The organism is Neofamilia massiliensis (assembly GCF_001299475.1).
Taxonomy (GTDB): domain Bacteria; phylum Bacillota; class Clostridia; order Tissierellales; family Peptoniphilaceae; genus Neofamilia; species Neofamilia massiliensis.
Map to the genome: position 1 here is coordinate 354,057 of NZ_CYUJ01000003.1, position 24,023 is coordinate 378,079.

The window sequence follows — 24,023 nt, forward strand, 5'->3', positions numbered from 1 at the left end:
TTAAATATTATTTTTGTATTTACTTCCAATCCAAGTATTAAATTTACAAATTTTATTTATTATCATACCAAGCAGCTTGGGCCTGCCACATGGAATAATATTCTCCTCTCTTTTTCATTAACTCCTCATGACTTCCCTCTTCAACAATTTGTCCAGCTTCCATAAGGATAATTCTATCGGCAAATTTTGTCGATGCCAACCTGTGGGTTACAATTACAGCACAGCGGTCTGCAACTATCTCTTTAAACTGCTGATACAACTTTGATTCTTCAATTGGATCAATGGCAGAAGTTGGCTCGTCTAATATAATAAATTCACTTGGTCGAAATAGACCTCTTGCAAGAGCCAGCCTCTGCCACTGGCCACCTGAAAGGTCAACTCCAGCAAATTCAGGAGCCAAAATAGTTTCAAATGGAAGGCCCTGATAATTAAAGCTGGCTTCTTCTAAAGAAGATTTAATTCTTTCCACATTGTCCTTAGCATTTAAATTACTAATCGTCACATTTTCTTTTAAGCTTAGCTTATATCTTTGAAAGTTTTGAAATACAGCTGAAATGCTTGCATAATTTTTTCCAAGTCCTTGTCCTTGGACTTTTTGTCCACCAATTATTAGCTGCCCGGAATCAGGTCCATACAGGCCAGTCAATAACTTTACCAGTGTTGACTTGCCACTGCCATTTGTTCCAACAAGAGCTATGGTCTCTCCTGCTTTAATTTCTAGAGAAAGATTTTTTATAGCATCCTTACTTTGGCCTGGATAGGAAAAAGAAATTCCCCTTGCTTTAATTCCCTGGCTAAAGTCTGCTGGCAAATTTTCTTCTAAGTCTTCTTCTAGGTCCATTAGCTGATAAAAGTTTGCAACTTGGCCGACAAGTTCACTTCCTTGGCTAAGTTGAGAAGATACAAGCTCATCTATAATTCCAAATACATCTCCTAACATTAGAAAGACAGCTGCAAACATACCGACACTAATAAGGCCTGCCATAAGTTGGCTAAATAAAATATAAATAGAAAGGCCGAGACCTAAAAAGGTAAAGCCATTAAGGCCCATTTGAATATAGGCTATTTTTTTCTCTGTCTGCCACCTTTTTTCTGTCATTATATGGAGTGATTCCAAAAAGAGCTTGAAAAAATACTTGTAAGCTCCAAGCATTCTCGTTTCTTTATAAGACCTCACGTGGACAATACTATTTTTATAGGCCTGACACCTTCTTCGCTCTGGTGCAAGCCCTTCTTCTAAGTCCACAAAGTATTTGGCCTTAATTATCTGTCCTAACACAGCTGGAACAAAGGCCAATAAAAGAATGGTCCCTAAAAGTGGAGATGTGAAAAATAAGTAACTTCCTACTAAAAGTAAATATATAAAATAATAACTGACCATTTGTAGACAAAGTGATGCAAAGTGACCTAGGCTTTCGTATTCTAAACACTCTTTGGTTTTTTCAATTTGGTCTAAAAAGTTTACATCTTCAAAATATATTGCTGGCAGGCGACCAAGCTTTTTTTGAAAATCAACCATGAATTTTCCCATATTGCTATAGGATACCTTGCTCAGCAAGTATTGACTTAGGCCACTAAGTAACTCTTGGAAGATAATTACAAAAATTAATAGAAAAAGACTGGTCGCTATAGTCGAAAATGATTTTGCCTTAGATACATTGTCGAAAAGTCTTTTACTTATAAGAATTTCAGCAGCACAAACTAAGGCACGGAAAACAGCTATCAACTGTTCTGTTACAGCCCAGCCCCTGCCCTTGGAAAAATATTCTCGGCTATTTCGAAGAATTATCGAAAAATAAGATTTATTCTTTATCATATAGAGTACCACCTACTTTGTTCTCGGTACATTTCAGCATAAAGTCCTCTTTCACTTATTAATTGCTGGTGACTACCTCTTTGAACAATTTTCCCTCCATCTAAAACTAGGATTTGGTCTGCTAATTTTGTTGATCCAAACCTATGGCTAATAAAAATCGCCGTTTTACCTGCCATTAAATCTTGAAATTGATGGTAAAGTTGGTTTTCAGAAATAGGATCTAAGGCCGCAGTTGGCTCGTCTAATATTTTAATAGGCCCCTGGCTTAAAATAGACCGTGCAAGAGCAAGTTTTTGCCACTGGCCACCAGATAAGTCAATACCATGAGGATGAATTTTTCCAAGTTTACTTTCTATTCCCCTTGGTTCTTGGTCCACCATTTCTTTTAGACCAACTTTTTCCAAGGCAAGATTAAAATCATTTTCTGTCAATCCATAGGCTGTATTACCTAAAAGTAAATTGTCTTTTATTGAGATTTGGTAGTGGGAAAAGTCTTGATAAATAACTGAAAAGAGACTTTTTAATTGAGACTGATGCAGGGAGCGAATATCTCTTCCATCAATTAAAATTTCTCCTTCATAGTCATCATAAAGTCCTGTCAATAATTTTGTAATTGTAGTTTTTCCTGCGCCATTGGATCCAACAAAGGCATAGTGTTTGCCTTTTTCAAGAACAAAAGACAGGTCATCTAAGATTAGACGGTCGCTGTTAGGATAGGAAAAAGAAACATTATTAAAGACAATTTTTTCAAAATTCATAGGATCTTTTTCTGGCAAGTCTGTTGCCCCAGTTACTGAGTCCATTTCCATTAACTTGGTCAAACCTTCCATGTATTCTTTTGCTTCTGCAATGTTTTTAATTGCATCTTGAAACTGAGAGCCTAAACCTTTGCCCATGCCAATAAGGGCTGCCACAAGGCCAGTAAACATTCCTGGACTAAGATTTCCTAAAAGCAAAGGCTCAATTAAAGTAAGGGCTGTTAGCATACTGATAACTAAAAGTCCAATGCTTGTTGCCTTAGTTGCAAGGCGGGTTTTAAAAAGAACGCCAAGTTGTATATTGCTTGCCTTTAAAAAATTTTCATAATAGCGGTCTGTCATTTTATCTGCATAGGCAAAGAGGGTTCTCTCAAGGGCCGCTTCTCGGCTACATAACATTTCATCTGAAAAATAACTATAGCGTCTTTCGTATTTTCTGGCATCTACTTTGGCTCCATAATTTTTCTTGCCTGCCCAAAGGGCAATATAAACAAGTGGAAGAGAGCAAAAGAAAATTATAAGTGCACTCCACCACATTTGTGTAATTAAAAGAAATACTAAAGAACCAAGGGCAAAAACACTGCGAATAATTGCAATATAAGCTTCTAAGCCATCTAAAAATGTTTCTTCCATTTCGTCTGCTGTTATCTCAAGCATTTCTTGACAAGCTGAATCTTCCATGTAGGAATATTTTAATTTAGCTTGGACTTCAATAATTAAAGGAAGAAGCTGGTCTTCTAACAATAATTTTATCCTCGCACCAACAAGCATATACAAACTTCCTGTCATGCTCATAAAGGCTGTGAGAAAAATTAAAAAACAAAGGGGCCTGTAAATTTCAGAATATATCCTAGCCCCATGAAAAATATCAAGGGCTCTATCAACAAAACCTGCTGTTGCAAGAGCCATAAGTGACGTAGAAGCAAGACCATCAATAATTGTTAAGAACATTAAAAAACCTACTTGCATAGGCGCAATTTTATAGGTCAAAAAAATAATATCAAGGGCTCTATATTTTCTTTTTTCTAATTTAAAATTTTTCTTTTTATTATTAATGGTCGTCTTCATCTAGTCACCTACTTTACTTAGTTAAAAGTATAAAGTATTATTTTATATATAACAAGGGACATTAGCGTTCTAAGTCAAGAAATATTTAATTAACTTATCTCGATAAAGTTTAATAAAAACAAATCTACTAAAGAATCTCAACTTGAAAAATGCTAGGCTTTTACACCTAGCACTAATAAATAAAAATCAATTTTTTAAACTTGTATATTCTTTTATGCTAACAATAGTTACTATTACAAATAGTAATGGAAAAATTAATATTCTTTCGTCTATACCCATAATCATTTGCATAGCAATCAGGCTAATTGCATTGACAGTAGAAAATAATAACAAAAATAGTTTTAAGGACATATTTTTAAAATCATTTTTTACTACAACTAAATAAAAAATTACAACAACTATTATTTTACTTAGATCGTAAAAGATATTGGCGACCATATTCATTTGGCTTACATTCTTACTAAGACAATAATAATTCCAAATTGCTGGTATTATTATGGCAACTAACAATAAGGGATTAAATAGGCTTCTTTCTTTTTTTGAATTATTCATATACACACTCTCCTTTTAATTTTTCCCTAGTCACTTTCATAATTTTTATACAAGAAATAACTTGCTATATTAAGACCAAGGATAAATATTCCTAAGATTAAAAGGCTGCCTTTAAAGGCTATGCCTGTGTCGCCTTGTAGTAGCTCTTCTATTTTAAAGTAAGAAAATGGATTGTAGGCTCCTTGGAAAAGCATTAGACTTAGGGCTATTATTGATCCAACTAGAGAGCCAAAGTCACTCTTTAAAAGGATGGAAATAAAATTTATCACTGCTATTAAAAACATTAAATAGACTAGCATTAGACTTATATAATAGGTCTTATAGGAGCTTGTTCCCATAGCTACTAGGTATTTATAAATTTCTTTAGACGAATTTAAAGAAAATAGTCCTTCTAGGGCCAGTGAGTTTACTGCATGGCCTAAGTCTGTCCCACTTCCATTAATTATTCCCGCTATTAAAACTGGCAAGAAAAAAACTAAAAGGGTAACTATCAGGGTCTTTAGAAGACTTATCAAAGTTCTAGCTAAAAATATTTTCTTTTTGTCAAAGGGCTGGCTGTTTAAAGTCTTTATATGACCTTCTTCAAATTCCTTGGACCAAGTATTGTAATTTAGTAAGACAACTAGGGCAATAAGTAAATAAGGAACCTTCTCTTTCATTTGAAAGTCAAGCATTGATAGACCTGTTGGACTTATGTTTGCTCCTTCCCCAAGGTCTGCCCTTGCCTTTACTGTTACAAATCTCTTATAAAAATCTTCTATATTGTATTTATATAAAAGGGCTGTGTTTTTTGGGACAATTTCTTTTTCAATTAAATCCTTGTAGGTCATTTTGTTAATTGTGTTTGCATTTGCTATAGCAGTTTTAAAATTCTTGTCTAAGTCTGCCTTATCATCTTCTAGCCCATTTTTAAAAGCAGCTTCTATGTTTCCATAATATGGTTCAATATTTAAGACTAGAAATTTTTCTGTATCTATATTAGCCAGGTCTTTTTGTAGGTCTTCTATTTCTTCTTCAGACCCACCTTCTTCTTTTAATTCTTTTAGTCTTTTAGTCATATCTATAGAAAGTTCATCTAAGTATAAATAAGACTGATAGGCATCCATTCTGTTGGCCTGGGCCTTTAACATTTGGTCTTGGAAGAGTCCTGCCCTAAGGTCCTTGTAGATTTTAAAATTATAGGTCGTAGCTAAAATTAAAATTACTAGGACTAGAAGAATCATTCTTCTATTTGTATGAGTCCTTAATTCTCCCCTTAATAGGTCTTTCATTGGTTCTTCACCTCAATTATACTTTGATAAAGCTCTTCAAGGCCAAGACTTTCCTTGCTAATGTCTTTGATATAAATTTTTTCTTCAAATAATTTTTCAAGGAGAGATCCAATTTTACTTGATTCTAAGTTAAAGGATATATAGTTTTCTGTAGCAGGATTTTTGCTGATGGAATATTCTATTTCCCTTTCTTCTAGAATCTTTATTAGCTTAGAATTATCACTTGTATCTATGTCATAAGTTGACAGTTCTAAAATTCCGCCAGAAATTTTATCGTCATAGACAACTTTTCCGTTTTCTATCATTAGAACCCTGTCTGATATTTTTTCCAGTTCTGACAGCTGGTGGGAAGATAATAAAATACTTGAGCCTGAATTTTTTAAATCAACTAGAGTTTTTCTTAAATTTAAAACTCCTTCAAAATCTAGGCCGTTCATTGGCTCATCTAAGATTAGAAGTTTTGGCTTGTGCATTATTACTAGAGACAGCATTAGTCTCATTTTCATTCCCATAGAATATGTTGAAACTGGTTTTTTTAAATATGATCCAAGGTTAGAAAAGTCAATCATCTCTTGGACTCTTGCTTTTGGAATTTTTCTCCAAGCTGCCATTTGCTTGTAGTGGTCATAGGCTGAAAGGTTTGGATAAAGGGCTGGAGATTCTATACTTACTCCTATTTTTTCTAGGGCCTTTATTCTATCTTTTTTTATATCAAAGCCACAAATTGAAACACTTCCTGAGTCAAAGGCCATAAGACCTGATAGGCATTTCATTGTTGTAGACTTTCCAGATCCATTGCGGCCTAAGAAGCCTAGGATTTCTCCTTCATTTATTGTAAAGCTTAAATCTTTTAAAACTTCTTTTTTTCCAAAAGATTTTTGTAAATTTTCAACTTTTAAAACTTCCATTTTCTCCACCTTTCTTATTCTAAATCTCTTTTCCTTGCAAGAAATAGAGAAATTCCTAGCATAAGTATTATCCACCCTATTAACAAAACAAAGGCATTAAAGTAGGAAATATATTCCCTGCCTAAGGTTAGCTTCCAGCCATTTGGCAAGATAAAGGGATTAAATTTATTTAAGAAAAATCTGCTGTTAATTTTCCCACCTAAAAATGTCATGGTCCCAATGGCTCCATTTAAAACAAATCCGAAAATTTTGTTTTTTATAAAGAGAGATATGCTGGTCGCTGTTATAACTAGTAAAGTTAGCTTTAATAGGTCTATGCTTATAACATAAAATATAAAACTTAAAAATGAAATATTTTTTAAATCTGAATACTCTATAGTATCTCCTAACAAGCCATTAACAACATTAGTCATTCCAAAAGTGCCAGAATCAATCCATTTATTTTCGAAAGCTGTTTCAAATGACCTCAGTCCCTTATCTACAACAGTAATGTCAGTAAATGCCTTATATCTTTCTCCTGTTACTAGCACATAAAGATATGAAATAATCTTTGGTAAGTAGACTAAAACTAAAGAAAAAATAAAAAATAAAATTAATAGGTATAGATAATTCATATATTTCTTCTTGGGCCTTAAGTATGTATTTTTTATAGTACCCATACTTTTTTGTTGTATTAGGAGATAGAAAATAACAAGTGGCACAATGCTAATAAAGAAATTTTCCATCCACTCAATAAAGCTTCCAAGTTGACCATAATTTACAAGTCTAATAAAATTATAGATATTATAATCACTTGTATTTGGAAGAGTAGCTTTCAAAAAATATGAATCTAATTTATTTTCAATAGCAAGAATATTATAGTTTAAAAGATCTTTTTGATTTATAAATTCCTCACTAGGGGAAAGAAAATTAATGGCCTGAAAATTATATGGGAAATTTATATCTTCTAAAAATTTATCTATTTTTCTTGGATAAGCTTTGTATGGACTTATTTGGTTCTCTCCATAAAGTCCAGAATAATGTTCGTTTCTAATTAGAGAAGCTAAGCATTGACATTGGGCAAATTCTCTATCTGGAACCTTCTTATCTTCAGAATATTTTTTTAATATTCTATGAACTTCTCTTGTAGACCAGTCATAAGAATCCTTATAATTATTATAAAGTTTTTTATCAGAACTTGTGTCTTGAGATTTAGCTCTAAGAAGGTCATTTTCTTTCCACATCGCATCAAATTTCATAAGACCTTCTAAAGATAAGTAATTGGCTTCCTCTCTAGCTATAGAAGTGTTCTTTAAATCGCTTGCAAAAATAATGTACAATATAGTTAAAAAAAGTAAAATGAAAATTATTACTTTATTCTTGAGCATGGCTTTTAAATCTGTTTTCATATATATTACCTCTTGGTTTATTAATAAAGCTTAGAAATCCTAGCATTTTTCTATTTTATAATTTAAATACTTTCCATTTTTCTCCACCTTTCTTACTCTAAATCTCTTTTCCTTGCAAGAAATAGAGAAATTCCTAGCATAAGTATAATCCACCCTAATAATAAAACAAAGGCATTAAAGTAGGAAATATATTCCCTGCCTAAGGTTAGCTTCCAGCCATTTGGCAAGATAAAGGGATTAAATTTATTTAAGAAAAATCTGCTATTAATTTTCCCGCCTAAAATTGTCATGGTCCCAATGGCTCCATTTAGAACAAATCCGAAAATTTTGTTTTTCATAAAGAGACTAATACTTGTTGCAGTTATTACTAATAAAATAATTTTTAGTAGGTCTATTGTCAAATAGTAGGACAAAAATTTAAGGAAGCTAATATTTGCTAGGTCATTGTAGGCTAATAGGTCTCCCTTGCTACCAAGCTTCCAATCTGTCATTGAAAAGCCTTGTAGTTCATCAGCCCAAAAATTTTCATAACTTGTTGCAAATGTATTTAGACCTTTTTGAAATACTGTAACATGAGCCTTGGTCTTATAGAGGTCTCCTGTTATTAAGACATAAATATAGGAAATGATTCTAGGCAAATATACAATAAAAATAGCTAGGCATAAAAATATCAGGATGAAATATAGGTAATTTTTTATTTTTCTTTCAGGTCTTAAGTATAAATTTTTAATTGTCCCATCTTTTTTATAGAGATTTACTAGATAAAATATTACTAGAGGCAAGATCCCAAGAGAAAAAGTCTCCATCATATAGATAAGTTTAGAAATTGTTCCATAGTTTATATTTCTAATATAGGTGTAGATGCTATATTCTGTTGACGGATATGGGTCTTTTTCAAAATAGGCATCTATCATAGATTCAACAGTCTTTATATTATAGGCAACCAGGTCTTTGTATAAGCTACCATTAGATTCTTCGAAATAATTTATGTCTTCAATATTAAATGTAAAATCAAATTCCTTTAAAAACTTTTCAATTTTTTCTGGATAGGCCTTGTAGGGACTTACAAAGTCAGCTCCATAATTTCCAGAAAAACGTTCATTATGAACAAGTATTTTCAATATTAATAACTTTTCAACTTCTTGAGGATTGACATCTTGGCCCTTTGAATATTTTTCAAGTAAGGCAGACATCTCAGCCATAATATTTTCGTAATAAGTTAAGTAGTTATTGTAATATTTTTTGTCAGAAGTTGGATCTTGAAGCTTGGCTTCGTATAAATGCTGGCTTTTATATGTCATCAAAGACTGGTAGGTGTTTTTTAAGCTCAGATAACTAAGTTCATCTTTCCCTATAGAATGGTCTTTTGAAATAAAAGTAAAGCTAAAATATATTAGCGTCAAAAAGACAAATATAAATACTATTAGCTTGTTTTTAAATATGGCCTTTATATCTGTTTGCAAAATATATACTCCTTCTATAATTGATATTTTAAATCTTTCAATTACTATATAAGCAAATCTGTAAATAAATTTTATCGAATTGTTCTTAAAATCTTCTTATAATCATCATCTTCTCGAAGGATTATGTCAGGCTCAATTATTATATTAAAGAGATTTCCATCTTCATCACATCTTCTACCAGTGAAAAATTGAAAAAGCAAGTTTGAGTTTTTTAGCCTATAGGCGTTTAGACCGTGGCCTTGAGAAAAACTTCCATTTCCTCTGCTAATTGAGCTCCTACTTATAACTTTTCCAAAACCTGTGTCTTTAGCAAATTGAGCAAACATTATAGATGCTGATAGAGACTGGTCATTTAATAATAAATATATCTTTGGATCGTAGTTAATTTCTTTTTCAGAATCTAAATGAAAGTCAAATGTAAAGATATTTAATTCCTCGCCTTTTTGACTTGGTAAAATATTTTTTTCAAAATGCGAATCGTAAGAATCGTAAATATATTCTGCAATTTTTCCCTTGGCAAGATAGTTGATTTTCATATCTATGTCTTGATCAATTAAAAGCTTTACAATATTGTACCATCCATTTAAATCGCCTCCGTAATTATTTCTAAGGTCAATAATTATATTTTCATAGGGTCTTTCTAAAAGAGCGTCTTGTATTTGCTTTTTATTTTTATCCAAGTCTTCAATTACAAAGGTGTTAAGGTCTAAAATTAATGTTTTATAAGCCTCTTCTTTAATTATTTCCATTTCAACAATATCACTTGCTGAGTAAGAATTATTAGTTGATATTTTTTCTTCTAGGTCTTTGTAGCGTTTTTTAGTATTTTCATTTAAAACTGTATCTTTGAGATATTTCTCTGTGTCCTTAGGAATATTCTCAAGTAGGGTTTTTTCAATATTTTCTGCTACAGGCTTATATTGTTGGGCATAAACCATATTTAGATGACCTTCTTGATGGAGTCCAACTGCTAAAAGGTCGCAAAGCAAAAAATAAAAGTCTTCAAACTTTTCTACATTTTCAATTTGTCCCCTATAAACTTCTTTCAAAGACTCTACATTTATTCCCATATTTTTCAAAATATCAAAATACAAGTAGTTGTCCTCTAAAACCTGCCACAATTCATCATAATCTTCTAGCATCTGTTCTTTAGTAAGCTCATAAGTATAGTCTGTTTTATTTTCGCAACTAGTAAAAATTATTGTCAAAGTAAGCAATGATAAAATTATTAGTATTTTCTTTGTTTTGTTCATGTCTCTCCTTTAGAAAATTTGGTATTTATAAAAAATTTACACCATTATAATTTATATCAAACTCTAAATATAGATATTTATCCCCAATTGTGCTAATATAATATTAATATAAAAGTGGAGTTTTTAAAAGTGCAAATGTTTGCACTTTACATTTTGAAGGAGGGATGATATATTAATAATTTGGCTAGCATTTATCATTTATCTCTCCTTATATTTTATAATTTTTCTTATTATCATTAATATTTGTCTTCATCTAGTCAGCTACTTTACTTAGTTAAAAGTATAATGTATTATTTTATATATAACAAGGGACATTAAAGTCCTTTTTGAGGTGGTTAATATTTATAATATAAAAAATTTTGCTGACAAACTTAGGGACTTGCGTTTAGAAAATAATCTTACTCAAGAAGAAGTTGCTGCTTTGGCTTTAATAAGTAAGAAAACTCTTAGCCGAATTGAAAATGGGACAGTTATTCCTAAAATTGAAACTTTAGAAGTTCTTTCTGATGTCTATAAAACTGACTTAATTAAATTATACTTAGAGTCTAGGTATATAAACTTTGAACTCTTTTCTTCTATCTTGGCTAATATTGATATTTTAATTGAAAAAAGATTTTTTGATGAATTAATAAGCGAAAAAAATAATTTAGAAAGACTTGGAAGTCATGTAGAAACTGGTTTTTTAAAAATAAGAATTGACCAATATATTTTGTTTATTGATTCTATTTTAGCTATGGAAGAAGATGATACTTCCAGAGCAAAACTACTTACTACTAAGGCCTTAAAACTCACTAAAGAAAACTTTGATGTCAATAATTATAGGGATTTTTCTTTTTCTACTTTAGAGCTAAGATTATTAATGATCTTAGGGAAAGTCTATTATTTAGAAGATAATTATAAAAGTTATAGAGAAATTCTTTATTTTTGTTTTTCCTCTGTCGATCCTAGGGACAAATTTTTTATTTCTACTTGTATTAACCTAGGAAATGTCTATAAGAGAGATGCGAATTATGAAAAGGCCTTGGAAGTTTTTAATCTTGGCCTTGAAGCAGCTTTAAAAAATAATTATTTAGCTGAGCTAGATCTTTTATTTTTTGCTAAAGGGTCTTGTGAGTATAAATTAGGAATATCTACTTATAAAGATTCATTTTCTAAGGCCTTAGATTTTTGTACTATAACTGGCAAAGACCAAACTAAGATATTAATTGCAGAAAAAATCAAAAAATATTTTTCATAGAAATTTACATTCATAAAAAAATCGACCTAGAGAATTTTTTCCTCTAGGTCTTTTTTAAGTTCAAATTTATTGGTTCTATAATATCTGTTGGGGGATAAGAAATTATCCAAATCAGGTAAGGTCGAGGCTTAGCCTCCTCTCAGATCTTTAAAATAACACCCTTGTATATTTTTATTTTAAAGCTTGTAAAGGTTTCGGTCAAGCAAGAAGAGTTTTATCTTAGATTAATATCGAATATGTATCTATTGATATTAGGTGGAATTTGTCTTATGATTGCCTTAATAGAAATCTAAGATAAAAATAATATTTAGATATAAATCTAAGAAAGGACATGAAATGAATCCTAAATTTAATAATTTTAACCTAGTAAAAAAACCAATTCTTGTTAATGAAGCAGGAGTAATGATTTATCTTTACACAGATTACTTGGCTGCAAAAAACAAAAACTTTTTCTCATTTGAGGAGTCCTACCCAGGTTTTAACTACTCCCAGGATATGAATTTGACCTACCTAGATACGGCCTTTTATAACAACAAGGTCTATACAGATTTTGTTAGAAGTATTAAAAAAGGATCCCTTCCCCATCTAGAGGAATTTTTCCATGACAAAAACGAAGATATTTTAAATCTTTTTTATCTATTTTCGGAAAATGACGGGAATTACTTGCCTTTTATGGCGGGAATTTTCCAAAATATTAATGTCATTGATATAAAAGATTTCACCTACGATATCTTTGAACTTGTATTCGACCTTTCTTTCTTAAAATTTGTCGGTGTAGACATAAATGATTCAGAACTAAAATCAGCAAATATAAAAGAATGGACGAAAAAAGCCCTTAAATCAGATTTTCTTAGCCTTATACCTACTCTTCCCTACGAAGATAAGCTTTCAATGGCACTTTTGAGATCTTTTTCCAACAAAAAATCAATATACGATAGGCTTTATCCACTACTAGAAAAAATTTGTGAGATTTTAGAAAGTAATTTTACAAAAATTCAAGATGAATTCATGGAACATTTTAAAAAAATAAAAAAAGATGATTACAAAAAGGTCTATGATATTATAAATCAAGTTGGCCTTAATGATTTTCTTAGGAAAAGAGAACAACCACTTAATATCTATGGACTAATCCTTGCACCAAACATGACCATGATTCAGTTTATATCAGAAGATTACGATTACGCCTTTATGAAGTTTGGAATTTATTCAAATAAAGAATTTATCGAAAAGGAAAATAAGCTAAAACACCTAAACCAATACCTAAAAATTCTAGGAGACACAACTAGGATTGACATCTTAGATCTCTTAAAGGAAAGAAATTACTATGCCAAAGAGCTTTCTGACAAGCTTTTTATAAGACCAGCGACCCTGTCTTACCACATAAACCAACTTCAAGTTTGCGGCTTTATTGGAGCCTATATCGAGGGCAGGAAGACCTATTATTATTTGAGAAAACCTGGTTTTGACAAAGTTATAGAAGAACTCACTGAATTTTCTAAGGATATAAGGGAGGAAGAACATGGAAAAGAATCTTAAAAACTTAAAAGAAAACCTAGCCCAAAATTTAAATGACGAAGAGGTTGTAAAATCATATCTCAGAGCGAATAAACTTTCGAATTTTGACCTTCTAAAAATGGCCTATGAGCCCTTTAAGAACAATCTTAAAATTAAATTATCCCTCATAATTTATCCTTTCACTGCTGGTCTCATACCAATTATAGAGGCCTTTATCATGTATTATTTAGTAGGTCTAATAGAAAAAAACACTGAACTAAAGACAATGATTTTTGTAATTTTAGCCTACGCCCTAATAGTTTTCGTCTGCTCAATAATCTCAAATCAGATAGAGCGCAGAACTTACGCAACATATATGGGTACAAGGCTTGAATACTTTATAAAAGCAAGTGGTCCTATCATGGAAATGGACTACGGTCTTGGTGAAAATTCTCTCTTCATGGCAGAATTTTCCCGAGGTTTTGAACCTTTTTCTAACAACGTCGAGGGTCTTGAAGGAATTTATCACGATATGTATAAGATTTTGGCAAATCTTATGTCTTTTGTGATAATATCAGTGATTATGGCAAAACTATCTCCCCTAATTTTTATCCTTGCCATAATTTCAATCCTGATTCAGCTGGCGATTAAATCTTATACAAATAAATACAGACATTCCCACATGGGAGAATTAAGAAAAGTAAAAAGAAAAACCGACACATATTACAAGGAAGCATCCGATTTTCGTTTTGCTAAAGATATCAGGGTTTTCTCTTTCAAAGACAAATTTATAGAGGGTTTTAAACCCCTTGTGGCTGATGTAGTTAAGATTTCAAGGACCTTTATCAAACCTGAAATGTATTTATCCCCTGTTCTTGCAGTCCTCCTTGTAGGAGTAGAGGCTATCGCTTATTACTTCCTAACAGGAAAAATATTATCAGACCAAATCACACTAAAAAACCTAACTCTAATCATCACATCAGTAGCAATTTATTCACAAGTTATCTTAAGTCTTGTGATGAATATTGCCAAAACCAGGTCAAACCTCCTCTATGTATCAGATGGTTTTGATATGCTAAGGGCAGACCTCAAATCAGACGCAGGAGATGATAAAATTACAGGACCAATGTCAATTGAATTTAGGAATGTGAGCTTTTCCTATCCCCTATCTGATAAAAATGTTTTGGGAAATCTATCATTTACAATTCGTGAAAAAGAGAAAGTCGCAATTGTTGGTGTAAATGGAGCGGGCAAATCTACTATAGTTTCTCTTATCCTTGGCCTTTATAAGCCAACAGCAGGTGACATTTTTATAAATGGGATAAATGCTAATGACCTTGACCTAAAGGAAAGGTACGCCGCCTTTGCAACAGTTTTACAAAATGTAGAGCCCCTTGCAGTATCCATTGCAGAAAATGTGGCAGCAACTGATGAAAACATTGATAGGGAAAGAGTAATTGACTCACTAAAAAAAGCAGGGCTTGCCTATAAGCTTGACCAATTACCAAAGGGAATCGACACCCAAATGACCCGAAATATCCACGATGACGGAACACTTTTCTCCGGTGGAGAAAACCAGAAACTTGCAATCGCAAGAGCTCTTTACAAGAAAGATGCAAAAGCTTTAATAATGGATGAGCCAACAGCCGCCCTCGATGCCCTAGCAGAAGAGAAAATCTATAGGAACCTTGATGAAATTAGTAAGGACAAAACCTTAATTTTTATCTCCCACAGATTAGCATCAACTAGATTTTGTGATAAAATTATGCTTCTTGATGGCGGTAAGGTTACCGAATACGGGACTCACGATGAGCTTTTGAAAGAAAATGGTCTCTATAAGGAAATGTACGAATCCCAAAGAAAATACTACTTGGAGGAAAATCATGAAAAATAAATTAAGGGCCCTATGGCTTTTTGCGAAAATTACTGCAAAAAACGATCCTCTTTATATACCGGTAATTATCCTAAACGCATTGGCTCCAGCAGCAGCAACCATGGTAAATGTCTTTGTGCCAATGATTTTTATTAACCAAATCACAGACCCAAAGCCAGCTGACCAGTTTATAAAAATTGTAGTCTTGTTAATTATAGGAAAAATCCTCCTAGAAAGTCTTGAAAGACTTCTAAGCCGAGAAGAATTTGTAAGACGCCAGGGAATTAATGATTATTTGACCTTTGAACTTGCAAAAAAAGCTATGGATTTGACTTATCAAAATATAGAAAATCCCCACACCCTAGACCTAAAGGAAAAGGCTAATGCTGCTATAAATATGGGAGCTATCCACAACCTCCTATATACACTCAAGGATATCATCACAAGCCTTGCAACAATGATTGGTACTGCTATCATCATCATATCCTTTTCACCCTACTTGGTCGGATTTTCTATCCTGATTTCCCTGCTAATAATTTTTGTAAATGGCAAAGAATCGGCCTATACCAGCAAGTTCAACCTAGAGATTGTAAATGTAAATAGGAGATTTTCCTATTATTTCTCCCTCATGGCAAGTCCCCACTACCAAAAGGAAATCAGGGTTTTCGACCTAGGACCTATGGTCAAGTCCAAAACCCAAGGATATTTAGACCAAATGATGGATGGGTTTGAAGATAAATTTGCCTATGAAGGAAATATGGGAGCTATTAAAATATTTTTAGAATCTATTTTAAGACTAGTTTCCTACACCTATGTTGCGATGAGGACTCTATCAGCTGCCTACGGTCCACAAATTTCCTTTGGATCTTTCTCAGCTATAATTTCTGCCAACGAAAACTTTATGAAATCTTTCCAAACCATGTTTTCAGAGCTGGCGGACTTTATTATGAGTTTAGCAAACCTTGAACCTCTCTATGATTTCTACGTCCTAGATTCTGATAAAGAAGAAAATTTAGATGAAGCCGGAGATTTTGAGAGCCTAGAATTTAAAAACGTGACCTTTACCTATCCAGGATCAGACAGGAAAATCATTGATAATTTATCATTTAAGATTAATAAAGGAGAGAAAATCTCAATCGTTGGTGTAAATAACGCAGGAAAGACAACTATAGTTAAGATTCTCCTAAGGTTTTTCGACATAGATAGCGGAGAGATTTTATATAATGGTGTAAACATCAAAAATATCAGCAAGAAATCTCTTTATGAGAAAATCAGCGGAGTCTTCCAAGACTTTGCCATCATGCCTTTTACAATAAAGGAAAATATAATTGCAAACAAGGATTTTGACAAAGAAAAAACTGATGAGATTCTAAAAGAGCTTGACCTAGATGGTAGAGTAGGTGAGTTAGAAAATGGTCTTGATACCTACCTCAATAAGGACATATACGAAAATGCTACAGACCTATCTCTTGGCCAAAAGCAAAAGCTTGCTATAGCTAGGGCTATCTACCAGGATACAGACTTTCTAGTCCTAGATGAGCCAACAGCATCCCTCGATCCCCTTGCAGAAAGCAAGATCTACGAGCATTTTAATGAGATGACTCAGGGAAAAACTGCAATCTTTATCTCCCACAGGATGAGCTCATCAAGGTTTACCGACAAGATTTTACTTTTAGACAATGCCAAAACAGTAGCCTTTGACAGCCACAAAAACCTCATGAAATACAAAAACAAATACTCTGACCTCTACAAGGCTCAGGCCAAATATTTTCAATAAAAAAGGGCTGTTGCAAAATAGCCAAAAAATCGAATAGGGGCTAAGAACTAGCCCCTTTCACACCACCCGTACGTGCCGTTCGGCATACGGCGGTTCAATATTTCTTGTATTATATTATTTATTTCTGATGCATCTATTTAACTTTATTCTTTTTGTATCCGAACCTTGAGAAATAAATACGTCATTTCTTGTATTCCATCAAGTCATAGTGCACCCTTTTCCAATATTACAATAAATATTGTTCCTCCCTTCGCTCCATTTCCATTACAGAAACTTCTTTGCTACTATGGATTCTGCTGACTTCTCACTATTAGTTGTTACTTCTAAATCGCTAGTGAGACCTCACGGGATAAGTCACCAATCTTTCCTTGTCTACCTGCCTAATTTACTTACATGGGTTACGGTTGTCTTTTGGACTTCACGACTTTTAGCCCGCTTATCCACCACGCAAGCCTTAGTATTAGGTTTCTGTTCGTCAGGCAACAATTTTGCTATCCCTTCTTCTCGCCTGCATCTCACGATACAAACCTTGGGAGTCGCTATGAGGTTCGCTGGCAACTGCGCCCTACGTGGTCTTTCACCACAGATTGATGACATACCTGTCATACTAAATCGACCTAGAGAAATTTTTCCTCTAGGTCTTTTTTAAGTTCAAATTTATTTAGTGTCTAAAGTGTCTGGTCTTTGTAAATATTAGGGTCATGTCGTATTTGTCACAAAGATCAATTACACCTTGATCTTTTATTGATCCGCCTGGACTTATCATGGCCTTTACTCCAGCCTTGTGAAGGGCTTCTACTGTGTCCTCAAAGAAGAAGGCGTCTGATGCTAGGACTGCTCCACTTATTTTGTCGCCAGCTCTTTCTATGGCTTCTTCTACTGCCCAGGACCTTCTAACTTCTCCTTGGCCAATTCCTACTGTGGCCTTGTCTTTTGCTAAGACTACTCCATTTGAGGCTACGTTTTTTACACACTTCCAAGCAAATTTTAAATTTTCTATCTCTTCATCTGTTGCCTTTCTCTTCGTTACTGTTTCAAAGGCAAAGTCTTTTTCTTCTTGAGAAAACTTGTCTTGGTCTTGGTAGACTAGGCCTGACAGTACTTGTTTAAAGTTCTTTTTGTCTAAGTCAAAGTCTGCTAGGTCTTTTATTTCTATAAGTCTAAGATTCTTTTTCTTAGTTAGAATTTCCACAGCTCCAGCTGAAAAGCTTGGGGCTATTATTACTTCTAAGAAGTAGGAGCTCATGTGGTCAGCAGTTTTTTCGTCAACTTCCCTATTTAGGGCAAAGATGCCGCCGAAAATTGATGTTGGGTCACATTCATAGGCCCTTATATAGGCGTCATAAATGTTTTCGCCAACTCCTATTCCAGATGGGTTGGTGTGTTTTACTCCAACTGCTGCTGGCTCTTTAAATTCTTTTACTGCCTTTACTGTTGCAAAGATGTCGTTTAGGTTGTTGTAAGATAATTCTTTGCCGTGAAGTTGTTTTATTTCTATGCCTAGGTCGTCAAAGGCGTTTTTGTAGTAGGCTGCCTTTTGATGTGGGTTTTCTCCATAGCGAAGTTGGTCTACCTTGTCATAGGTCATTGTAAGTTTTTCTGGATAAGAAACTTCTAGGTAGTTGTTAAAGTAAGAGGCTATTAGGCTGTCGTATTGGGCTGTGTATGAAAAAGCCTTTCTAGCTAGGTCTGCCCTTAGGTCTATAGAATCTTCGCCATTTTTTAAAGTTTCTAAAACTCTTTCATAGTCTGCTGGGTCTGTTAAGATCAAAACGTCCTTGTAGTTTTTAGCTGCTGCCCTAATCATTGATGGGCCGCCAATGTCTATGTTTTCTATCATCTCTTCATGAGGGGCCTTTTCCTTTAACTTTTTCGCAAAAGGATAGAGGTTGTTGACTACCATGTCTATTGACTCAATATGGTTTTCTTTTATTGTCTCAACATGGTCTTCATGGTCTCTTCTATAGAGGATGCCTCCGTGGATCATTGGATTTAAGGTCTTTACCCTGCCGTCTAAAATTTCTGGAAACTTTGTCACTTGAGAAACATCTATTGGGTTTAGACCGTTTTCTTTTAAGTGCTTAAAGGTCCCTCCTGTTGAAATTATTTCCCAGCCTAGGTCTTCAAGGCCCTTGGCTAAATCTACAATATTTGTCTTGTCAAATACAGAAATTAGTGCTTTCTTTTTCATTTTTTACCTCACTTTAACTATTCTTCCTTGGATTTCAAATTTGTCGTCACAATAGTCTTTTACTGTCTTGACTAATAGTTTATGTTCTTCTTTTATAATTCGCTTTTGCAAGTCTTCTGCCTGGTCTCCATCTAAAACTGGAACAGAAACCTGGTAGATTATTGGTCCAGCGTCAGCAACTTCACTAACAAAATGAGTTGTGGCTCCTGATACTTTCACTCCATAGTCTAAGGCTGCCTGGTGGACTCTTAGTCCATAATAACCTTCGCCACAAAATGATGGAATTAATGATGGGTGAATATTTATAATCTTATTTTCATAGGCTCTAATAAAGTCTGGACCGAGAATTTTTAAAAAGCCTCCTAGGACTACAAAGTCAATTTGTCTGTCTCTTAAAATTTCTATAAGCTGCTTGTCATATTCTTCAACGCTTATGTTGTCGCCTCTTAAATATATGGCTTCAATACCATGGGCCTTTGCTCTTTCAAGGCCATAAGCAGATTTTCGATTGGAAACAACTAGGCCAAGGTCGCCTTTAATTTCTCCAGCTTCTACTCCATCAATTAGGGCTTGGAGGTTGGATCCTCCGCCAGAAACTAAAACTGCAAATCTCTTTAGATTTCTACACATAAGTCACCCTTAGTAACTTTGCCTAGCCTATAAAGTTTTTGGTCTTCCTTGGATAAAATTTCTTGGGCAGTTTCTTCTGAAACAACTAAGACCATGCCTAGGCCCATATTAAAGGTGCCATACATTTCTTTTGTTTCAATGCCTCCCCATTCTTGAAGAAGTTTAAAAATCTTAGGAATTTCTACTTGGGTCATGTCTACGTCAGCTCCATGGCCTTCAGGCAGGATCCTTGGTAGGTTTTCATAAATGCCGCCGCCTGTTATATGGCAAAGGCCTTTGATTTCGTACTTTTCTATTAGTGGATAGACGTCTTTTACATAAATTTTTGTTGGCACTAGGAGGGCTTCCCCTAAAGTAGTTCCAAGGTCGTCTATATAGTCATTTAGGTCCATCTTCTTGTGGTCAAAGATAATTTTTCTCACAAGTGAATAGCCATTTGAGTGAACTCCAGATGATGGAAGGCCTAAAAGCACATCGCCTTCAGAAATTTTTGAGCCGTCGATGATCTTGTCTTTTTCTACTACTCCAACTGCAAAGCCTGCAAGGTCGTAGTCATTTTCTTTATAAATTCCAGGCATTTCTGCTGTTTCTCCACCTAAAAGGGCAGCTCCAGCTTTTTTACAACCTGATGCAACTCCTTCTACTATCGCCGCCATTTTTTCAGGAACTAGTTTTCCTGTTGCTATATAGTCTAAGAAAAATATTGGCTTGGCTCCTTGGCACAAGATGTCATTTACACACATGGCCACACAGTCTTCGCCAACTGTGTTGTGGATGTCCATCATTTGGGCTATTTGAACCTTTGAACCTACTCCGTCTGTCCCAGAAACTAAAACTGGGTTTTCCATTTTTAATTTTCCAAGGTCAAACATGCCAGCAAAGCCGCCAATGTCGTTAAGAACTCCTTCGATGTGAGTTGCTTTTACTGTTTCTTTTATCAACTTTACCTGTTTGTAGCCAGCTTCTTTGTCTACGCCAGCGTCTTTATAAGTTATTGCCATTTTCCACCTCTATTGGATAATTTCCATCAAAACAATGCTTACAAAATCTATTGCCACCACATACACTTACTAAACTATCTAGGCTCAAATAGGCCAAAGAGTCTGCACCGATTTCCTTACAGGTATCTTCAACACTTAGGTTTGCGCCTATTAAATATTTTTCGTCTGGTGTATCTACACATAGGTCACATGAGTGTTTTACAGGTGGACAGGCTATACGAACGTGAACCTCAATGGCTCCAGCATCTCTTAGCATTTTTACTGTAGACTTAATTGTAGTTCCACGAACTATTGAGTCGTCTACTAGGATTACTCTTTTGCCGTCAAGGTTTTTCTTTAGTGGATTCATCTTTATTTTTACAGCCTTTTCTCTCATTCTTTGGTCAGGGAGAATAAAACTTCTGCCTACATACCTGTTTTTTAAAATTCCTTCTTTATATGGAATTCTAGATTCGTGAGAGTAGCCAAGGGCTGCAATTGTTCCAGAGTCTGGCGCTCCAATTACTAGGTCTCCATTTACTGGTTCTTCTTCTGCCAGCCTTCTACCCATATTGTATCTGGCTTCATAAACAGATTTTCCTCCAATATAGGAGTCTTGTCTGGCTATATAAACATATTCGAAGATACAATTTTTTTCTTGTCTCTCGCCAGTAAATTGAGACTTAAGACCGTCTTTATCAATAGTTACAATTTCTCCTGGCAGGATGTCTCTTAAAAACTCTGCGCCAATTGAATCTATAGCTGCAGTTTCTGAGGCTACAACATAGGAGTTGTCGTACTTGCCTAGGACTAGGTTTTTTATTCCCCAAGGGTCTCTAATGGCTATCATCCTGTCTTTGTTAATGTGAATAATAGAATAGGCGCCCTTTAAATTTTTAATTTTTTCTGGCAGGTCTTCTTCATTACACAAAAAATCTGCTATGTGTTTTCTACTAAGGGCCTTTTCTAAAAAGTTTCCGTCTATAGAAAGTAGGGCCTGGGTTTTTTCACATGGAAAGACCTCTGGTAAAAAAGTCGCGTTTTTATCGTCGTCTTCAAAGGCATATCTTACATGGGCTGCTCCCTTGTTGCCTTTTATAGAATTGATTTCTTCTTCCTTATAAATATCAGAAACCAAGCCTGGTCCCCTAAGTTCGTTTATTTTATCATCATCAACTACAACAAGGCCACTTCCAACCTCTCCCCTGTGTTGAAGGGCGTACAAGGACCAGTGAAGAAGTGGAGCAACGTTTATATCTTCATTTCCAAAAATTCCAATATGTCCGCTCAATATTTTCTCCTTTGTCTTTAATTAAGGTCTAAGTCTTTGTCAGCTTGAACTACAGCAGCTTCAAGGTCTTTTCTGTATTTTACTAATTTTTCTCTTAAAGCCTCATCTTCAATGGCTAGCATTGAAATAGCAAGAAGGGCTGCATTTTCTCCGCCATCTATTGCAACTGTAGCAACTGGAATGCCCTTTGGCATTTGTACTGTTGAAAGTAGAGAGTCTAAGCCGTCCATAGTTGATGACTTAATTGGAATACCAATAACTGGTTTTACTGTCATACCTGCTACAACTCCAGCTAGGTGGGCAGCCTTGCCAGCCATGGCTATAAAAATTTTAGAATCAGTTGACCCAACATAGTCTTCAAGGACATTAAGGGCCCTGTGGGCTGAAATTACTTTTACTTCATAAGGAACGTCAAATTCCTTTAAAATCTTAATAACTTTTTCTGCAATTGCCTTGTCAGAGGCTGATCCCATAATTACACTTATCATTTTGTCCTCCTAATTAAATTAAATAAGAATGAATTTCTAATGGAGAAAGTTTTTTATCTCCCTTGTAAACTCTCATTGATCCACCTGAGATTTCGTCAATTAACATAATTTCGCCATCATCATCTCTGGCAAATTCAAATTTTATATCATAAAGATCAAGCCCCTTTTCAGCTAGTACTTCTTTTACGATTTTTGCTATTTCTTTAGTCATAGAAATTATGGTCTTGTATTCGTCTTTAGTTAAGATCCCAAGCATTTCTAAGGCTTCATCTGTAATAAGAGGGTCTTTTCTTTCGTCATCTTTTAAAGTTATTTCTGCATAGGCATCAAGTGGAGTGCCGTCTTCAATGTATTTTCCATATCTGCGAATAAAGGAACCAACTGCCCTAAACCTACAAATAGCTTCAAGGCCTTCTCCAAAGACATGGGCGTTTTTAACTTCCATAGTGTTGTCATCAATGTTTGCTGAAAGGTAGTGGGTTTTTATTCCCCTGTCGTTTAAAAGTTCGTAGAAGAATTTTGTAATCTTTAAGGCTTCTCTTCCTGCGCCGTCAATTTTTAGGCCAACTTGGTTTTCACCTGGATCAAAAACTCCGTCCTTGCCAGTTACATCATCTTTAAATTTTAGACAAATGTTGCCACTTTCCATTTTGTAAACGTCTTTTGTCTTACCTGTGTAAATTTTTTCCATGATTTCCTCCCAATCAAAAAAATAAAGCCCAAAAGGGTAGGCTTACGAAACCTACCCCCCTGGGCTTTTGTCCCTTAGGTGTAGTGCTAAATTAATCAGCACCTATGTCGCTTGGTTCTTTAGGATAGTCCTCGAATCCCTAGACATACTTTCTAAAATATAGCTTTCTTTCATATTTATACTAGCAATTTTAGGTCTTTTTGTCAACAAATTAAAGGCCTAGAAATTAAATTTTACTTTTCTTGAATCTCTTTACAAGAACTTATCCTATTCTCTTTTTAATGTTTTCAAGAAGCATTTCTACAGCAATTTTATTTTCCCCGCCGCGAGGAATAATTATATCTGCATATTTTTTTGAAGGTTCCACAAATTGGTCGTGCATTGGCTTAACAGTAGATTCGTATTGGTCGAGGATTGACTCTAGTGACCTACCTCTTTCAATGGCGTCTCTGCGAATCCTCCTAATTAGTCTTTCGTCATCGTCAGTTTCTACAAAGATTTTTATATCCATTAGGTCTCTTAGGTCCTTGTTTTCTAAAATCAAGATGCCGTCAACAACTATAACCTTTTTCGGCTGAACAATAACTTCTTCGCTAGACCTATCGTGGATGGTGTAATCGTAAACTGGTCTTTTTATTTCCCTGCCTGCAATTAATTCTTTTAAATGGTCAATCATAATATCTGTATCAAAGGCATTGGGATGGTCGTAATTTAATTTTGATCTTTCTTCAAAGAGTAAATTTTTATGAGACTTGTAATAAAAATCGTGGCAGAGAACTGCTATGTCATTTTCAAAGTTTTTTCTCAGTTCATTTACAATTGTCGTCTTGCCTGAAGCTGTTCCACCAGCTACTCCTATAACTGTTACCTTATTCATAGTCCACCTCTTATTTT

General features: G+C 34.2%; 19 protein-coding genes. 4 read left to right on the forward strand and 15 right to left on the reverse strand.

Annotated features, from left to right (window positions below):
• Positions 1 to 52: 52 nt before the first annotated feature.
• The 8 genes from BN2667_RS06190 to BN2667_RS06225 form a co-directional block, all read right to left on the reverse strand.
• Positions 53 to 1,816 carry an ABC transporter ATP-binding protein gene (locus BN2667_RS06190; protein WP_054252462.1) on the reverse strand — a complete coding sequence of 588 codons (1,764 nt, stop codon included), beginning with the start codon at positions 1,814 to 1,816 and terminating at the stop codon, positions 53 to 55.
• A complete protein-coding gene (locus BN2667_RS06195; protein WP_054252463.1) occupies positions 1,813 to 3,642 on the reverse strand; it encodes an ABC transporter ATP-binding protein in 1,830 nt (609 codons plus the stop codon). The genes BN2667_RS06190 and BN2667_RS06195 overlap by 4 nt, the downstream gene beginning before the upstream one ends.
• Before the next feature lie 186 nt (positions 3,643 to 3,828).
• Positions 3,829 to 4,194 carry a hypothetical protein gene (locus tag BN2667_RS06200; protein ID WP_054252464.1) on the reverse strand — a complete coding sequence of 122 codons (366 nt, stop codon included), beginning with the start codon at positions 4,192 to 4,194 and terminating at the stop codon, positions 3,829 to 3,831.
• A 26-nt stretch (positions 4,195 to 4,220) separates the two neighbouring features.
• Positions 4,221 to 5,465, reverse strand: coding sequence for an ABC transporter permease (locus BN2667_RS06205; RefSeq protein ID WP_054252465.1), 1,245 nt, complete (start codon positions 5,463 to 5,465; stop codon positions 4,221 to 4,223).
• Positions 5,462 to 6,373 (reverse strand): ABC transporter ATP-binding protein, encoded by a 912-nt coding sequence (locus BN2667_RS06210; RefSeq protein WP_054252466.1) that lies wholly within the window; start codon positions 6,371 to 6,373, stop codon positions 5,462 to 5,464. The genes BN2667_RS06205 and BN2667_RS06210 overlap by 4 nt, the downstream gene beginning before the upstream one ends.
• Positions 6,374 to 6,387: 14 nt before the next feature.
• Complete coding sequence (locus BN2667_RS06215) at positions 6,388 to 7,761, reverse strand: hypothetical protein (RefSeq protein ID WP_054252467.1); 1,374 nt, start codon at positions 7,759 to 7,761, stop codon at positions 6,388 to 6,390.
• Between the two features lie 92 nt (positions 7,762 to 7,853).
• Entirely contained in the window at positions 7,854 to 9,224 is a 1,371-nt protein-coding gene (locus BN2667_RS06220; protein ID WP_054252468.1) for a hypothetical protein, read from the reverse strand.
• A 71-nt stretch (positions 9,225 to 9,295) separates the two neighbouring features.
• On the reverse strand, positions 9,296 to 10,477 hold the full coding sequence (locus tag BN2667_RS06225; protein WP_054252469.1) for a S41 family peptidase: 1,182 nt from the start codon (positions 10,475 to 10,477) through the stop codon (positions 9,296 to 9,298).
• 331 nt (positions 10,478 to 10,808) lie between these two features.
• Here BN2667_RS06225 and BN2667_RS06230 point away from each other — a divergent pair, with 331 nt between their 5' ends.
• The 4 genes from BN2667_RS06230 to BN2667_RS06245 all read left to right on the forward strand — a co-directional run bounded on the left by BN2667_RS06230 (position 10,809) and on the right by BN2667_RS06245 (position 16,858).
• Complete coding sequence (locus BN2667_RS06230; protein ID WP_054252470.1) at positions 10,809 to 11,714, forward strand: helix-turn-helix domain-containing protein; 906 nt, start codon at positions 10,809 to 10,811, stop codon at positions 11,712 to 11,714.
• A 336-nt stretch (positions 11,715 to 12,050) separates the two neighbouring features.
• Positions 12,051 to 13,250 carry an ArsR/SmtB family transcription factor gene (locus tag BN2667_RS06235; protein ID WP_054252471.1) on the forward strand — a complete coding sequence of 400 codons (1,200 nt, stop codon included), beginning with the start codon at positions 12,051 to 12,053 and terminating at the stop codon, positions 13,248 to 13,250.
• A complete protein-coding gene (locus BN2667_RS06240; protein ID WP_054252472.1) occupies positions 13,234 to 15,102 on the forward strand; it encodes an ABC transporter ATP-binding protein in 1,869 nt (622 codons plus the stop codon). Before BN2667_RS06235 ends, BN2667_RS06240 begins: the two co-directional genes overlap by 17 nt.
• Positions 15,092 to 16,858 (forward strand): ABC transporter ATP-binding protein, encoded by a 1,767-nt coding sequence (locus tag BN2667_RS06245; protein WP_054252473.1) that lies wholly within the window; start codon positions 15,092 to 15,094, stop codon positions 16,856 to 16,858. The genes BN2667_RS06240 and BN2667_RS06245 overlap by 11 nt, the downstream gene beginning before the upstream one ends.
• Before the next feature lie 661 nt (positions 16,859 to 17,519).
• On the opposite strand, the gene purH is transcribed toward BN2667_RS06245, so the two are convergent.
• The 7 genes from purH to udk form a co-directional block, all read right to left on the reverse strand.
• On the reverse strand, positions 17,520 to 19,049 hold the full coding sequence (gene purH / locus BN2667_RS06255) for a bifunctional phosphoribosylaminoimidazolecarboxamide formyltransferase/IMP cyclohydrolase (RefSeq protein WP_054252475.1): 1,530 nt from the start codon (positions 19,047 to 19,049) through the stop codon (positions 17,520 to 17,522).
• A gap of 3 nt (positions 19,050 to 19,052) precedes the next feature.
• Positions 19,053 to 19,679 carry a phosphoribosylglycinamide formyltransferase gene (gene purN / locus BN2667_RS06260; RefSeq protein WP_054252476.1) on the reverse strand — a complete coding sequence of 209 codons (627 nt, stop codon included), beginning with the start codon at positions 19,677 to 19,679 and terminating at the stop codon, positions 19,053 to 19,055.
• A complete protein-coding gene (purM, locus tag BN2667_RS06265) occupies positions 19,664 to 20,680 on the reverse strand; it encodes a phosphoribosylformylglycinamidine cyclo-ligase (RefSeq protein ID WP_054252477.1) in 1,017 nt (338 codons plus the stop codon). The genes purN and purM overlap by 16 nt, the downstream gene beginning before the upstream one ends.
• Entirely contained in the window at positions 20,664 to 21,950 is a 1,287-nt protein-coding gene (locus tag BN2667_RS06270; protein WP_075967898.1) for an amidophosphoribosyltransferase, read from the reverse strand. The genes purM and BN2667_RS06270 overlap by 17 nt, the downstream gene beginning before the upstream one ends.
• A gap of 17 nt (positions 21,951 to 21,967) precedes the next feature.
• Positions 21,968 to 22,438: a 5-(carboxyamino)imidazole ribonucleotide mutase gene (purE, locus tag BN2667_RS06275; RefSeq protein ID WP_054252479.1), complete on the reverse strand. Its 471-nt coding sequence runs from the start codon at positions 22,436 to 22,438 to the stop codon at positions 21,968 to 21,970.
• Positions 22,439 to 22,451: 13 nt separating this feature from the next.
• Positions 22,452 to 23,129, reverse strand: a complete 678-nt coding sequence (locus BN2667_RS06280; RefSeq protein ID WP_054252480.1) for a phosphoribosylaminoimidazolesuccinocarboxamide synthase — start codon at positions 23,127 to 23,129, stop codon at positions 22,452 to 22,454.
• A 262-nt stretch (positions 23,130 to 23,391) separates the two neighbouring features.
• A complete protein-coding gene (gene udk / locus BN2667_RS06285) occupies positions 23,392 to 24,006 on the reverse strand; it encodes a uridine kinase (protein ID WP_054252481.1) in 615 nt (204 codons plus the stop codon).
• Between the last annotated feature and the right edge of the window lie 17 nt (positions 24,007 to 24,023).